At 73.9% G+C, this 14,456-nt stretch carries 11 protein-coding genes; 1 reads left to right on the top strand and 10 read right to left on the bottom strand.

The window, feature by feature from the left end; all coding sequences use genetic code 11:
* Window positions 1-29 precede the first annotated feature (29 nt).
* The 6 genes from J8403_RS03760 to manD all read right to left on the bottom strand — a co-directional run bounded on the left by J8403_RS03760 (window position 30) and on the right by manD (window position 9,355).
* Complete coding sequence (locus J8403_RS03760) at window positions 30-3,536, bottom strand: phosphodiester glycosidase family protein (RefSeq protein WP_211121845.1); 3,507 nt, start codon at window positions 3,534-3,536, stop codon at window positions 30-32.
* A gap of 159 nt (window positions 3,537-3,695) precedes the next feature.
* Window positions 3,696-4,118, bottom strand: a complete 423-nt coding sequence (locus J8403_RS03755; RefSeq protein ID WP_211121844.1) for a YchJ family protein — start codon at window positions 4,116-4,118, stop codon at window positions 3,696-3,698.
* A 144-nt stretch (window positions 4,119-4,262) separates the two neighbouring features.
* Window positions 4,263-5,270 carry an NAD(P)-dependent alcohol dehydrogenase gene (locus tag J8403_RS03750; RefSeq protein WP_211121843.1) on the bottom strand — a complete coding sequence of 336 codons (1,008 nt, stop codon included), beginning with the start codon at window positions 5,268-5,270 and terminating at the stop codon, window positions 4,263-4,265.
* Window positions 5,271-5,303: 33 nt separating this feature from the next.
* Entirely contained in the window at window positions 5,304-6,674 is a 1,371-nt protein-coding gene (locus tag J8403_RS03745) for an MFS transporter (RefSeq protein ID WP_211121842.1), read from the bottom strand.
* 33 nt (window positions 6,675-6,707) lie between these two features.
* Window positions 6,708-8,141 (bottom strand): mannitol dehydrogenase family protein, encoded by a 1,434-nt coding sequence (locus tag J8403_RS03740; protein WP_211121841.1) that lies wholly within the window; start codon window positions 8,139-8,141, stop codon window positions 6,708-6,710.
* Window positions 8,138-9,355 (bottom strand): D-mannonate dehydratase ManD, encoded by a 1,218-nt coding sequence (manD, locus tag J8403_RS03735; RefSeq protein ID WP_211121840.1) that lies wholly within the window; start codon window positions 9,353-9,355, stop codon window positions 8,138-8,140. The genes J8403_RS03740 and manD overlap by 4 nt, the downstream gene beginning before the upstream one ends.
* A 169-nt stretch (window positions 9,356-9,524) precedes the next feature.
* On the opposite strand from manD, the gene J8403_RS03730 reads away from it, so the two are divergent.
* Window positions 9,525-10,283: a GntR family transcriptional regulator gene (locus tag J8403_RS03730; RefSeq protein ID WP_211121839.1), complete on the top strand. Its 759-nt coding sequence runs from the start codon at window positions 9,525-9,527 to the stop codon at window positions 10,281-10,283.
* A 52-nt stretch (window positions 10,284-10,335) separates the two neighbouring features.
* Here J8403_RS03730 and J8403_RS03725 read toward each other — a convergent pair whose 3' ends face one another.
* From J8403_RS03725 to J8403_RS03710, 4 genes are all read right to left on the bottom strand, one after another.
* The gene (locus tag J8403_RS03725; protein ID WP_246585677.1) at window positions 10,336-11,019 is read right to left on the bottom strand and encodes a discoidin domain-containing protein; all 684 of its coding nucleotides are present in this window, start codon (window positions 11,017-11,019) and stop codon (window positions 10,336-10,338) included.
* A 497-nt stretch (window positions 11,020-11,516) separates the two neighbouring features.
* Window positions 11,517-12,077, bottom strand: coding sequence for a phage tail protein (locus J8403_RS03720; protein ID WP_211121838.1), 561 nt, complete (start codon window positions 12,075-12,077; stop codon window positions 11,517-11,519).
* A gap of 1 nt (window position 12,078) precedes the next feature.
* Entirely contained in the window at window positions 12,079-14,049 is a 1,971-nt protein-coding gene (locus tag J8403_RS03715; RefSeq protein ID WP_211121837.1) for a putative baseplate assembly protein, read from the bottom strand.
* Window positions 14,046-14,453 carry a GPW/gp25 family protein gene (locus J8403_RS03710; RefSeq protein ID WP_059142917.1) on the bottom strand — a complete coding sequence of 136 codons (408 nt, stop codon included), beginning with the start codon at window positions 14,451-14,453 and terminating at the stop codon, window positions 14,046-14,048. The genes J8403_RS03715 and J8403_RS03710 overlap by 4 nt, the downstream gene beginning before the upstream one ends.
* Window positions 14,454-14,456 lie beyond the last annotated feature (3 nt).

Genomic DNA, 14,456 nt, shown 5'->3' with positions numbered 1-14,456 from the left:
CGCCGGAACCGTGTTCCGCCTAAGCGCCCTCAGGCCGCGGGCGCCGCGGCCGCCGCGGTGACGGTGAACCGCGCCTGTGCGGTGGCGCCGTTCACGCTCACCGCGAGGGTGGCCGTTCCCGGGCGCAGCGCGGTCAGCTTGCCGCTGGCCGGGTCGTACGCCGCCACATCACGGCGCCCGGCGTCGTCCGGATCGCCGATGTGGACGCGTGGCGAGCCGGTCCAGTCCGCGCTCAGCGGGAAGCCGACCGGCACCCGGCGGGCATCGATCCCCTCGCCCTGGAAGACGGTCGCCGTGATGTCGGCGGCCTGCCCGGTGTGCAGGTTGTCCGGGGCGGTGACGGTGAGCCCGTCCACATGGGCGCGGGTCTGCACGGACACCCAGTCCGGGCCGCCCTGCCACGGTGCGTGGCGCGCGGCCGCCTGGTCCCGGGCGGAGACGTGGTCCACGCCGACCATCGACCAGCCGGTGAACCCGCCCTGGTTGGGCGGGGTGGCGGGGTTCTTGCCCGAGTTCCCGTTGATCAGGTACGGGACGCCGTCCACCCGTGAGGCGTGGAAGGTGCCGACGTGGCTGCCGATGAACCCCGCGCCCTTGCCCGTCGTGCGGCGGAAGTCGGTCAGCCAGCCCTCCAGCAGCGCCGCCTCCTTGCGGTCGCCGAGCTGGCTGCCCTGCTGTGGGGTGGGGTCGCGCGGCGGCACATGCTCGATCACCATCACCGAGCCGACGTCGGGGTCCTTCGCGGCCGCGTCCAGCTGGGCGCGCAACTCCTTGATCTGGTCGAAGCCACCGGCGCGCAGCCCCAGCCGTGAGGTGTCCAGGGTGAGGAAGCGGGTGCCCTGGTGGTCGAACGAGCGGTGGGCGGGCCCGAATTCGTTTGTGAAGTTGTCGATGGAGCCTCCCATCACCTCATGGTTGCCGGGCACGTAGTACCAGGGCAGCTCATCGCCCAGCTCCTCCTTCAGCACGGTGCGGGCGAAGGACAGATCGGCGGGGGAGCCCTCGTCGACCAGGTCCCCGTTGATCACCAGGAAGTCGGGCTTGGCCGCCTTGATCTCCCGCAGGGTGCGGCGGGCCTGGGCGACGATCGGGCTGCCGGGATCGCGGGCCACGAACTGCGCGTCGGACATCACCGCGAACCGCCAGTCGCGTCCCCGCACCCGCGCGGCGGTGGAGATCAGCGGATCGGGGCGCACGCTCTCGGTGGGCAGTTCGACGGAGGGCGGCACCCGTGCCGACAGGTCGTCGATGACGACACTGCCGGTGTACTGGCGGGTGGCGGCGGTCTCGGCGAGGTAGAAGCGGTTGACCTTCAGGGGATACGCGACTCCGGCCGGGACGGCGAAGTCGACATGCCGCCATCCGGTCCAGGTCACATACGGTCCGCGGAGCAACTGGTCGGAGCCGGCCGCGTCCTTGAGGTGCAGGGTGGGCCACGCCCCCTTGCCGTCGCCCTTGATCCACAGGCCGAAGGACTGCGGCTGCCCGTCCACCTCGATCTGCTGGGGCGGGGTGACATAGGCGGCGCGGGTGGCCGTGGACTGGGTGAAGTCGTAGTCCAGCCGCAGCCCGGTGCCGGTGTGGCCGTCGGGCGTGGCCTCCGCCGAACCGGAGGCGCGGGCCTGGCTGAAGGTCCAGCCGTCGGCGTCGTCGAAGGACGCCTCCTGCCGCTCGGTCAGGCCGACGGTGACGGCGAGCACCGTGGTGGCGCCGCCGACGCGGACCTTGACCTGCCCCGCGGCCTGGTCGTGGCGCGCCGTGACGGTGAAGGTGCCCGTCCGGGCGTCCGGGGCGATGTCGAACAGCGCGTGGTCGTAGGAGAGCCGCACATCGGACGGCTCGACGGGGGCGCTGGTGCCGTGCGCGTCCAGGCCGACGATGCCGAAGCGGCCCGTGGCCTCGGCGTCGGCCAGGCCGACCAGCCGGCTGGTGGGCTGGATCCGGTCCAGCCGGTCCAGGACGGTGAGGCCGAGGTCGCCGTGGGCGGCGCCGTGGCGGGCGGTGACGGTGGTGTCACCGCCGTGCCGGGCGGTGAAGGTGCCGTCGGAGCCGACCCGGCCGATATGGGAATCGGCCGTCCGCCACTGCGGGGCGCCGTCGGCCGGGCCGTACGTCTCGTCGTAACCGGCGGCGGTGAGGCGGCGGGTGAGCCCGGGGAAGACCCGCTCGGGGTGGCCGCCCCGGACCGGGTCGGCGGTGGGCGCGGACGCGCGGTCCATCGCGGTGTCCACCCAGAAGCCCTTGAGCCGGCCGCTGCCGTCGGGCGCGGTGAGGGCCAGGCCGTTGGGGACGGTACGTTCGGCGCCGTCGGACGGGCTGTTCTCCACCCGGGTGGTGTCGCTGCCGGGTTCGCGGGCGACGAGCGTGGAGGAGCCGCCGCCGTCGAGGTTGAGCGCGCTGTAGGCGCCCGCGTCCTTCATCATCAGGCCCAGCTCGGTGAGGGTGACGCCGCCGCTGTCGGCCTGCCGCCCGTCCACGGTGAGGATCTGCATGGTGCGGCCGTCGCGGGAGAAGCCGACCGCGGTGCGCGGCGCCGTGGTGTTGTTGCCCTCGCCGTCGTGGCCGACCGGCTTGCCGTCCACCACCAGCAGTTCCCGGCCGCCGAGGGCCGTGCGCGGCAGGTCGCCGTCGTCGGTGCGCGGCCGGTACTCCATCGACACCGCGTCGCCGACGGCCAGTGCGGACAGCTCGTCGGCCCCGGCGTCCCGGCCGAGCAGCACGGTCGCACCGGCCGGGATCGGGCCCTTGCCGGGCGCGGTGGCCGCCTTGGTGACCTTGCCGTCCACGACCGTGACCTCGGCGGTGCGCCGTGCGCCGTCCACGGTCTGGGCGCGGTCCGCCTCGCCCCACTGGGCGGTGTACGCCCCGATCCCGGTGGCCGGGACGTTGGCGGCGTTGAGCGCCGCGAGCGGATGGGGGCCGTCGGGGAGGGTCAGGGTGCCGTCGAAGTAGAGCTGGAGGACGCGGCCCGCGTCGGCCGGGCCGATGCCGACGGCCTGGGCGGGCCCGGCCGCGGAGGCGGAGTTGACGAGGCGGCCGTCGCCGATGCCGTTGCCCTCGGGGGCGCCGGTCTGGTTGATGTCGAAGAAGTCACCGTTGATCGCCGCGACCGTGCGGCGCCCCGGCCCGGCGTCGTGCTCGGCGGCCAGTTGGGACACCGTCCGGCGCTTGGCGACCTGGTCGGGGTGGAGATAGTCGACCTTGGTGCCACCGGCCAGGTCCACCGACAGCGCGTCGACCCGCAGCCATTTGTCCGACTCCAGCCGGTCGTACGAGGTCAGCTTCACCCCCGGGGCGACCGGCCGCGAGGAGCGGGCGGTCTGCAGCCCGTCGCCGTCGGCCACCGATCGGGTGCCCGGCGCACCGCTGGCGGCGGGCGGCGCGACCGGCCGCAGCATCTCCGTGGAGACCCGCGGCAGGGGTTCGGGCGCCGGGGCGGGGGTGGTGTCGGCGGTGGCCTGGCCGGCGGCGCCCAGCACAAGGGCGGACACCGCGGCCAGGGCCGCCAGGGGTCTGGCGAACGCGACAGGAGGCACGGCAACTCCATGGGGCCAGGGGACTCGCGTGGTTCACACGCACAGCGCCCCAGCATCGCCCGGGAGTTGACCGGGCACCAGAAGGCGTCGGCGACGACACGGGAAACAAATGACCAAGTCGGCGCGGACCGTGATCGCGCCGGCCGCCGTGGGGCGGGGTCAGTCGCCGGTCACACCGTCGAGATACACCCAGTCGCCCTCGTGCCGTACGAAGCGGCTGTTCTCGTGGAGCGAGCCCGTGCGGCCGCCCTCGGTGTAGTGGGCGCGGAACTCGACGGTGCCGGTGGTGTGGAACGCGCTGCCCTCGGTGGTGCCCAGGATCTCCAGGCGCACCCAGCGCAGCCCCGGGTCCGGCCCGGCACCGGACGGCCGGGTGGTGGGGTGCCAGCTGCGCAGCAGATACGCCTCGTCCCCGACGGCGAAGGCGCTGTAGCGCGAGCGCATCAGCTGCTCGGCGGTGGTCGCGCGGGCCTGGCCGCGGTGCAGCCGGCCGCAGCAGTCGTCGTAGGCCGCGGGCAGCCCGCAGGGGCAGGAGGCCGGGGTGGGGCGGGCCGGCTGCGGGCGTCGGGTACGTCGGGACATGATCCCATTGTGAGGGGTGGGACGGGCGGGGTGCCGCCCCGGCCCGGACGGCGGCCCACGGCTCGACTGTTCGGGCGGCCTTGGCTCAGGCTCGGCCGCTCGGACGGTCATGGCTCAGGGCCCGGCCGCTCGGACGGTCATGGCTCAGGGCTCGATGACGACCTTCAGCTGTGCGGGGTCGGAGAGCGCCGTCTCCAGGGCGTCCGCCGTGCGTTCGAGGGGGAAGCGGGCGGTGATCAGCGACTCCAGGTCGATCCGTCCGGTGGCGGCCAGGGACACCGCCGCGGGGAACTCCCCGGCGTAGCGGAAGGCGGTGACCAGGGTGAGCTCCTGGCGCTGCATCCAGGCCAGCGGCAGTGTGGTGCGAGGCCGGGGCGGGTTGCCGACGGCGACCACGGTGCCGCCGGGGCGTACCGCGTGCGCGGCAGCGGCCAGGGCGGACTCGATGCCGGAGCAGTCGAGCGCGATGTCGAACACCGGATCGTGGGGGAGGGGTTCACGGGAGGTGTCCAGGGCGCGGTCGGCGCCCAGGCGGCGGGCGTGGGCCAGCCGGCCGGGGTTGACGTCGGTGACCACGGTCTCGCCCGCCCCCACGGCGCGGGCGGCCTGGAGGACCAGCAGGCCGATCGGCCCGGCGCCGGTGATCAGCACCCGGTCCCCGGCCGCCACCTTGCCGCGGCGCACCGCGTGCAGGGCGACCGCCAGGGGTTCGATGAGCGCCCCGGAGGTGAGGGGGAAGCCGCCCGGGAGCGGGTGGGCGAACTCCGCGGGCACGGTCAGCCGCCCGGTCAGGGCGCCGTCGGTGGGCGGGGAGCCGAAGCAGCGGCCGCGGGGGCACTGGTTGTAGCGGCCCGCGCGGCAGGCGCGGCAGCGTCCGCACGGGATGGCGGGCTCGATCGCGACCCGGGTGCCCGCGGGCAGGGGGCCGTCGCCCGCCACGACCGTTCCGGCCGCCTCGTGGCCGAGCGCGGTGGGGGAGCGGAGCACAGTGGGGCCGTTCTCGCCGTGGGCGTAGTAGTGCAGGTCGGAGCCGCACAGCCCCACCGCGCCGATCTCCACGAGGACCTCGCCGACGGCGGGTTGGGGTATCGGGCGCCGTTCGATGCGCACGTCTTTCGGGCCGTGCAGGATCGCGGCGGTGGCGTCGTTCATCTCGGGGTGGTTCTCCTCGTGCGTGAGTGGGGCTCAGGCCGCGGACAGCCGCAGCGGTTCGACGCGCTGGACGACCAGGCCGTAGGTGAGGGCGCCGACCACGCACAGCGCGCCGGAGAGCATCAGCGGTGCGACGAAGGAGTGGTGGAAGAAGCCCAGCAGCAGCCCGGTGGTGGTCGAGCCGAGGACCCCGGCCAGGTTGGAGGCGAAGTTCTGGATGCCGCCGAGCGAGGCGACATGGCGCGGGGTGGGCGCGACGTCGGCGGGCAGGCTGGCCACCGAGGCGGCGGAGAAGGCCAGGCTCGCGTAGCTGACGGAGAGCAGCACCAGGGCCCACATGGCGCTGGGGACGAGCACGGCGAAGGCGATGACCGAGGAGAAGAGCATGCCGCACACCAGACAGGTCTTGCGGGCCCGGGTCACCGACCAGCCGCGGCGCAGCAGCGTATCGCTGGTCCAGCCGCCGAGCAGACTGCCGGCGATGGCGACGATGCCGGGCAGGGCGCCGTAGAAGCCCAGCTTGAGCAGGTCGAAGCCGCGGGCGTCGACGAGGTAGCTGGGGAACCAGGTGATGAAGAAGTAGATGACGTAGTTGAGGCAGAAGAAGCCGATCATCATGCCCCAGACCGTGCGGTGGCGGAACAGGTCGCGCCAGCGCACGGCGGGCTCCTGCGGCGCCGTCTCCTCGGCGGGGTTCTCCTCGAGCCGGGCGCCGCCCGCCGTGACATACGCGCGCTCCTCGGCGCTGAGCCCGTCGCGCGCCGTGGGCTCGCGGTACGCCTTCAGCCACAGCGCCACCCACAGCAGGGCCACGGCGCCGGTGACCCAGAACGCCATCCGCCAGCCCTGCCAGGCGATCAGCGCGGTCACGACCGGGGCGGCGACGGCGGTGCCGGCGCGGGCGCCGTTGTCCCAGACGCTGTTGGCCAGCGCCCGTTCGCGCACCGGGAACCAGCGGGAGACGGACTTGGCGCACGAGGGGTAGGCCGGGGCCTCGCCCGCGCCGAGGGCGAGGCGGGCGAAGAGCAGGCTGCCGATGCCCCGGACGAAGCCGGTGCCCACGGTGACCAGCGACCAGAGCAGCCCGCCGATGGCGAACATGCGCTTCTCGCCGTAGCGGTCGATCAGCGCCCCGGCGGGCAGTTGGCCCAGCGCGTAGGTCACGAAGAACATGCTGAGGACGACGCCCTGCCACTCGGGGCCGATGTGCAGGTCATCGGTCATATAGGGCAGGGAGATGGAGATGGTGGCGCGGTCGACGTAGTTGACGGTCATGCCCAGGAAACAGAGGAAGACCATCAGCCAGCGGGTGTTGTGCCGCAGGCCGCGTGGGCGTGGCGGCCCGGTCGTGGCCTCGTCCTGGGCCGGCGCGTCGGTGGCGGGGGCGACTCTGGGCGTCTTCAAGGCGGCTCTCCTTGGCAGGGGTGGTGCGTGCGGTCAGCGCGGCGGCCGGGCGCCGGAGTCCAGCTCCGCCCGTACGGACGCGATGAGGGCGGTGTCGTCCGCGAGGTCGCCTGCGCCCAGCAGCCGCAGCAGCCGGCGCGGGGCCCCGGAGTGCGGGCCGTCCCAGGCGCGGCGCAGCTCCTCGGCGCGCGGATCGTCCAGGGGGTGGTCCCGGGTGAGGCGGGCCCACGCGGCCAGGGCCGTGGCAAGGAGGGGGGTGTCCCGTCCGGCGGCGCGCAGCTCGCGCAGCGGGGCGAGCCACCGTTCGGGGATCTTCTGGGACCCGTCCATGGCGATCTGCTGGATACGGTGTTCCATCGCGGGGTTGGCGAAGCGGTCCACCAGGCTGTCGATGTAGGCGGGGAGGTCAAGACCCTCGGTGGGCGGCAGGCTCTGCCCGGCCTCGGCACAGTAGGCGCGTACGGTCTCCTCGCCCCATCCGGTGGCCAGGACATCGGCGACGGTCTCGCATCCGGCGGCCAGGCCGAGACAGGCGATGAGCGAGTGGGCGCCGTTGAGCAGCCGGAGCTTGGCGAGCTGGTAGGGGGCGACATCCGCGACGAAGCGCACCCCCGCCTCCTCCCAGCGCGGGCGGTCGGCGGCGAAGATGTCCTGGAGGACCCACTGGGTGAACGGTTCACCGGTCACCGCGCCTTCGTCGGCCACGGTCAGCGCGCGGGCGGCGGCCCGCCGGTCGGCGTCGGTGGTGGCGGGGACGATGCGGTCGACGACGGTGGCGGGGAAGGCGACCGAGCCGGTGATCCAGTCCAGCAGCCGGTCACGGTCCTCCCACGCGGTCGCGGCGATGAACTCCCGTACCAGGCGGCGCAGTACGGCGCCGTTGTCGGCCATGTTGTCGCAGGACACCAGCGAGACGGGGGCGCCGCCGGCCCGCAGCCGGGCGCGCAGCCCCGCCGCGAGCTGCCCGGCCACGCTCGCGGGGGCGGGCCGTCCCTCCAGGTCGCCCCGCACGAGCGGGTCCGCCAGGGCGAGTCCGCCAGTGGCGGCGTCCCGCCGGTAGCCCTTCTCGGTGACGGTGAGGGTGACGACGGTGACCTCGGGGGAGGCGAGGAGCGCGCCGAGCCGGGCGCCGTCGTCGGCGGCGTGCAGCACCTCGGTGACGGTGCCGACCACGCGGGTGACCGGGCCGTCGGGGCGCCGCTCGGTGAACGAGTACAGCCCGTCCTGCGGGTGCAGCGCGTCCACGACGGTCCGGCTGCGCTGGGTGACACCGGCGATGCCCCAGCCACCGCCGTGCGCCGCCTCGGCGGCTTGAGTGGCCAGGGCCTGGTGGGCGCGGTGGAAGGCGCCGATGCCCAGGTGCACGATCCGGGGGCGCAGCGCGCGCGGGTCGATCGGCGGGCGGCTCTCGGCGGGGACGTCGGGCAGGGTGGCCAGGGACAGGCGCCGCGGGGAGTTGGTGGTCACCAGTCGTGCACCGACCCGTCGGTACGGCGGCTCACCGGAAGGTACTTCGGGTCGTACGGGAAACGGGCGGCCGCCTCCTCGTCGAGCTCGATGCCGAGGCCGGGCGCGGCCGAGGGGTGCAGCGCGCCGTCGCGCAGCTCGTAGGCCGGCCGGAACACCTCATGGGTGAGCGGGTCGTGCGCCATGTACTCCTGGATGCCGAAGTTGGGCACGGTGACATCGAGGTGGACGGCGGCGGACATGCTCACCGGCGACAGGTCGGTGGCGCCGTGCGAGCCGGTGCGCACCTGGTACAGCTCGGCGAGGTGGAAGATCCGCCGCAGATGGGTGATGCCCCCGGCGTGTACGACCGAGGCGCGGATGTAGTCGATGAGCCGCTCGGTGATGAGCTGCTGGCAGTCCCAGATGGAGTTGAAGACCTCGCCGACCGCTATCGGGGTGGTGGTGGAGTGGCGGATCTGGCGGAAGGACTCCTGGAGCTCGGCGGGGGTGGGGTCCTCCATCCAGAACAGCCGCACCTCCTCCAGGCTGCGGCCCAGCCGCCCGGCTTCGGTGGGGGTGAGCCGGTGGTGGACGTCGTGCAGCAGATGGAAGTCGAAGCCGAACCGCTCGCGGACCGCCTCCAGATAGCGCGGCGCGAAGTCCAGATACGCCTCGGTCGACCAGGGCTGTTCCTCGGGCAGCGCGCCGGTGGCGGGCTCGTAGACGGTGGCGACCGCGCCGTGGCGGATGCCGTAGGTCCCCGGTGAGCCGGGGACGGCGGCCTGGGCGCGGATCGCGCGGTAGCCCATCTCCCGGAAGCGGGCGACGTCCTCCAGCAGCTCGGGGACGTCGCCGCCGCTGGCGTGGCCGTAGACCATGGCGCCCTCGCGGGCCTTGCCACCCAGCAGGTCGTACACCGGAAGGCCCGCGACCTTGCCCTTGATGTCCCACAGCGCGGTGTCCACGGCCGAGATCGCGGTCATGGTCACCGGGCCGCGGCGCCAGTAGGCGCCCTTGTAGAGGTAGTGCCAGGTGTCCTCGATACGGGCGGGGTCGCGGCCGATCAGCAGCGGTACGAGGTGGTCCTCCAGATAGGAGGCGACCGCGAGTTCGCGGCCGTTGAGGGTCGCGTCACCGAGACCGGTCACGCCGTCGGAGGTGGTCACCTTCAGGGTCACGAAATTGCGACCCGGCGAGGTGATGATGACCTTGGCCTCCGTGATCGTGGCCATACGCATGTGCTCCTCACTGAGCGGGCTCCCGGGGCCTCCGGGCGGATCCCGGGGGCTGTACCGGGGTTCCGGAGGGCTCCCGAGGGGCTCCGGGGGTGGAGTCCGGGCTGTCGGTCGGCTACCATACAAGTACGTCAGCGAGACGAGTCAAGGGTTCGGAAGGGGTCGGATGGCACCGGCGGAGGGACTGCACGCGGCACGCTCCCGGGGGCGCAACACCCGGCAACTGGTCCATGAGGTGCTGCGTTCGCGCATCGTCAGCCTGGAGCTGGAGCCCGGCTCCGCCGTCTCGGAGAACGACCTGGCGGCCGAGCTCGGAGTCAGCCGCACCCCCGTCCGCGAGTCCCTGATCCTGCTCGCCGACGAGGGGCTGGTCGACATCTATCCCCAGATGGGCACGTTCGTCTCGCGCATCCGGGAGCGCGATGTCGCCTCCGCCCAGTTCATCCGGGAGGCACTGGAGTGCGCCGCGCTGCGGGAGGCCGTGGAGAAGGCCACCGCCCGCGACGTGGCGGAGCTGCGGGTGCTGCTCACCGCGCAGGAGGAGGCCGACCGCCGCTCCGATATGCGGGGCTTCTTCCAGCTGGACGAGGATTTCCACGCCCGGCTGATGGCCGTCAGCGGACACGCCTCCGCCTGGCCCGTCGTCAGCCAGGCCAAGGCCCAGCTGGACCGCGCCCGCAGGCTCTCACTGCCCATGACCCAGCAGATGTCCCTGCTCATCGGCCAGCACCGCGAGGTGGTCGACCTGCTGGAGGAGGGCGACCTGGACCGGGCCGACGAGGCGCTCCGCTCCCATCTGCGGCTGGTCTTCAGCGATGTGGAGAAGATCCGCGCCAAGCACCCGGAGCTCTTCAGCGACCAGGACGCCCCGCTCAGGCCGCGCCGCGACAGCGCCCGGCGCACGGCCTCCCGGGGAGAGGGCTGACCGTGGGCCGCCCAGGGCGAGGTGTGACCGGCCGTCAGGAACGCACCCCACGTCACTGACGGCCGAAGAACTCCACCTCGGCGATGGCCGTCCGCCGGTCGGAGCGGGCGCCGTACGCCGCGTCGACCGACAGCCGGATCCGCACCACGTCCGAGCCGTGCACATCGAAGCTCTGCTGACCGGGCTGGTCCTGGAGGTTGACGCCCTTGGTGGTGCGCTCGCCCTCCGAGGTGACCAGGGTGAGGGTGAGCTCCGAGGGCCGCGCCTGGGTCAGGAACTCATCCGCCTTCGCCGAGCGCCCCGAGGTGATCAGCAGCTTCCGCAGCCGCACCGGCCGGTCGAAGTCGGCCTCCAGGTACTGGCCCGTGCCCGGGCCCGCGGTGGCCGGCGCCCAGTACCGGTTGTTGTAGCCGTCGAAGGCCGCCCCGGCCCGGTGGCCAGGCGCCTGGCTGGAGCCGCGTACCGCCGTGGGATGCAGGGCCTTTGGATCGCCGGTCTGGTCCTGGGTGAAGGTGAAGACCTCGGAGAGCTGGGAACGGGCGAACCACGCCGCCGCGGCCAGCACCAGCACCAGCACCGGAAGGGTCAGCCGGGGCCGTGGCCAGGTCCGGTGGGTGGGCCTGCTGCCCGCGGCCAGCGGGCGCCGGGCGTCGCGCCGGAAGATCCGGCACCACCAGGGCAGCCGACGCGGCCGCCCGGGCTCCGGCGCGGAGTCGAGCAGGATGCCGCAGCGCACACAGAGCCTGCGGTCCGGCGGATTGTCCGCACGGCACCGGGGACACGGGCGGCCGGGGCGGCGCGGCGGGGCGTCCGGCCTCGGGGGCGCGGCCGGGGGCTCGACCGGCGCATCCGGCCGGTGGTCCGGACCGGTACCGGTGTCATCCAGCCGGTCCCCGGGCCGCCGGGGCGCGGCCGCGGGCTCGTTCGGGCGCACGGCGGGCGGTGTCACGGGGTGCGGAGCGGTGTCCGGGGCGGCGGGCGGAGCTACGGGCGGGGCGGCAGGCGGAGCTACGGGCGGAGTGGCAGGCGCAGCGGCGGGCGGGGCGGGTGCCGGAGTGGCCGGGGTGGACGGCGCGGGGCGTGGCCCCTCGCCCGTACCGGAGCCCGGCGGGGTGACGGGCGGCGCCGAGCCCCCCGGCCGCCGGTCCGGTTCCTCGTCCCAGGCCAGGAACGCCTCGCAGGAAGCGCAGAAGTGCGCCCCCGCCTCGTTGCGGTGTCCGCAGTCCGGACAGATCATGACGCCCCCGTCCCCTCGGCCGAGACCTCCACCCGGTAGACGACATGCGCCGGCACCTCCGCGGCGAGCAGCCGCTCCAGCCGCAGCCGGGTCGGCGCCACCGCGTCGGCGTCCGGCACCGTGAGCCGCACCGTCACCCACGGCCGCGCCGAACCGGGCAGCGGCGCCCCCGGTTCGGTGGACCAGTCCGTGGCGCCGCTCTCGATGATCTCCGGTTCGATCCCGGTCTCCACGCGCACGGCCGCCGCCAGCCCCTCCCGGGTGCCCCGCCGGCGGTGGCGGGTGACGGCGCCGGCCACCACCGCGCGCCGCTGGGTCACCGGGCGCTCCGGGTCCACCTCCACCGCCACCCACTCGGCCAGCCACGCCAGCAGATCCTCGGGCGCGGTGCGCGGATGCAGATGCGCGGGCAGATTGTCCAGGGTGAGCAGCACCGGTGCCAGCACCTCGTCCAGGGCGCTCAGAAACCGCTCCAGGAACGGATGGTCGAGATAGACGGCGGGAAGCTGATGGAGCAGGGGATGGGCCGTGGGCAGCCCGGGAAGTGTTCCGCGCACCTCAGGCCTCCCGTACCCGCAGCTGGTGCTCATAGCTGAACACCAGCGCATGCCGGTCCAGTTCGATCCTCGTGGTGGCCTCCGCCCGCTGCCCGGTCACCGGGTCCGCCGGAAACAGCCGTACGTCCTCGACGAGATCCACGCCGGGCACCCGCTGCAGCACCGCGAACACCTCACCGGAGTGCACCGGCCGCCCGAACGGCCAGCCCTGCCCCTCCGGCCCGCCGGTCAGCGGGTTGAAGTAGCCGTACAGCGCGGTCAGCGCCGCCTCCCGCAGCCGCTCGGCGGCCACCCCGCGCCCCGCCTGCACCGAGGCGACCACGGTGACGCCCTGGTAGTACGGCGGTCCCACCGCCAGCCGGGTGCCGATCGGGCGCCGCTCGTCCAGATAGGCCGAGATCATGGCGAGGGTGTCCGGCGGCGGGATCAGCTCCTCGAACCGGATCCGCCCCCGCTCGTCATCGCGACCGGCCGGAACGACCAGCAGCCGCACCCCGCCCGCCGGATCCTCACCCTCGCCACGGCCATCGGCCTCACCCGCCGGTACACACGCCACCCGGGCGGCGTCGGGCGCCACCTCGCGGGCCAGCTGCTCGTAGTCATGCGGTACGACCGCCCGGTGCAGGGTGCGCAGCGTCAACGGGCCCCGCACTCGCGCGTTCTCCACCGTCTCGCCGTCCACCCCGCCCAGCGCCGGGCGCCGGTTCTCCACCCGCGCCACATACGGCAGCGAGCTGCGCAGCACCCGCAGCGCACCGCGCGCCACATTGCCCCGATGCCCGCCACCCGTACGGTAGGCGCGCACCCGCACGGGCGAGCCCTTCGGCGGCACCGCCCCGAACAGCCGCAGCGTGCCGTCGGGCTCCCGCACCGCCGGACCGAAGTCCACCTGCCCGGAGTTGGGGTCCAGCGTGATGTGCCGATCGTACGGCGTGGAGTGCGCGAAGTTGTCCACGCGCGTCCACTCCACCCAGCCGTGGCCCTCGGCCACCTCCACCACGAACGGCTCCTCGCCCGCCACCACCGGGGGCCGCGCCACCCGGAAACCCTGCCCCGGCACCCCCTCCGACAGGCCCAGGACCTCCTCGACCACGCTCTCCGCGTGTGCGGCCTCCACCGTGCCGCCGATGGTGAACGCACTGGCCTGACGCACCGTCGGGGACGCCACATAGGTGGGCTGGTCCGCAGCCGCCTCCAGCAGCCGGCAGCGCAGCCACCCCCCGGACTCGCGCACCAGCACCGAGGAGGTGTGGGTGGCCGGCACATGCAGGATGACCTCGCCGGCCTTGTTGAACCCGCCGGTGTCGTCCTTCTCCACCTCGCAGGACGTCCAGGCGCTGCCGTCCCACGCCTCCCACAGCAGTGGCGGGCGGCGCGGATCCACGCCCACGCCGTCCACCCGGCAGTCCAGCCGCAGCACCACCGCGCAGCCCGGCACCGGCTGGGAGAGACCGAGGTAGAGACAGTCGCCGGGGGTGGGCGTGCGGCCGAAGCAGGGCACATCACGGCCCAGCGCCAGCTCCTGCGAGCGGTCGGTGGCATCGCCGGCGGCCGGCCAGGTGGCCAGACGGGTCAGCTCGCACGGCACCACCGACAGATCGCGGCCGGTGGTGAAGACCACCGCCTCCTCGGTCTCGGTGCGCACCGTGGCCACCTCCGTGCCCGCCTGGATCCGCACCGGCTCCGGCTGCGGCGCCGACAGCCAGAACGTGGCCTCGGTGCGCGCCGCCGTCGGGGGATAGAGCCGCACCCCGATCAGATCGAGGAAGGCCAGATAGTTCTTGTCCGGCACCCGGTTGAGCCGGTACACGAGCTGGTCGACCATGGTGGCGAACGCCTCGATGAGCGTGACACCCGGATCGGAGACATTGTGGTCGGTCCACTCCGGACAGCGCTGCTGCACCAGCCGCTTGGCCTCGTCCACCAAACCCTGGAATCTGCGGTCGTCCAGGTTCGGGCTGGGGAGTGTCATCCGCCCTCCTCGCCGTGCGGGATCACATAGAACGGGAACACGAGGTTGCGCGGGTCGTTCGCGCCGCGCACCGCGTAGCCGATGTCGATGTAGAGCACCCCGTTGTCCGCCTCGTCGAAGCGGACGGCGACGTCCGCCACCTCGATCCGCGGCTCCCACCGCTCCAGGGCCAGCCGCACCTCGTAGGCCAGCTGCCCGGCCGTACCGGCGTCCGCGGGCGCGAACACATAGTCGCCGAGGGCGCAGCCGAACTCCGGCCGCATCGGCCGCTCACCGGGCGAGGTGGCCAGGATCAGCCGGATCGACTCCTCGATCTCCCGCTCCTCGCGGACCAGGGCTATCGATCCGGTGGCGTCCGTACGGGGTGGGAACGCCCAGCCCGCGCCGATGAACTGCCGCCCCATCCC

The organism is Streptomyces yatensis, from assembly GCF_018069625.1.
Lineage (GTDB): Bacteria > Actinomycetota > Actinomycetes > Streptomycetales > Streptomycetaceae > Streptomyces > Streptomyces yatensis.
Note: the sequence above shows the minus strand (reverse complement) of the source record. Positions and strands in the feature narration are given on the sequence as shown.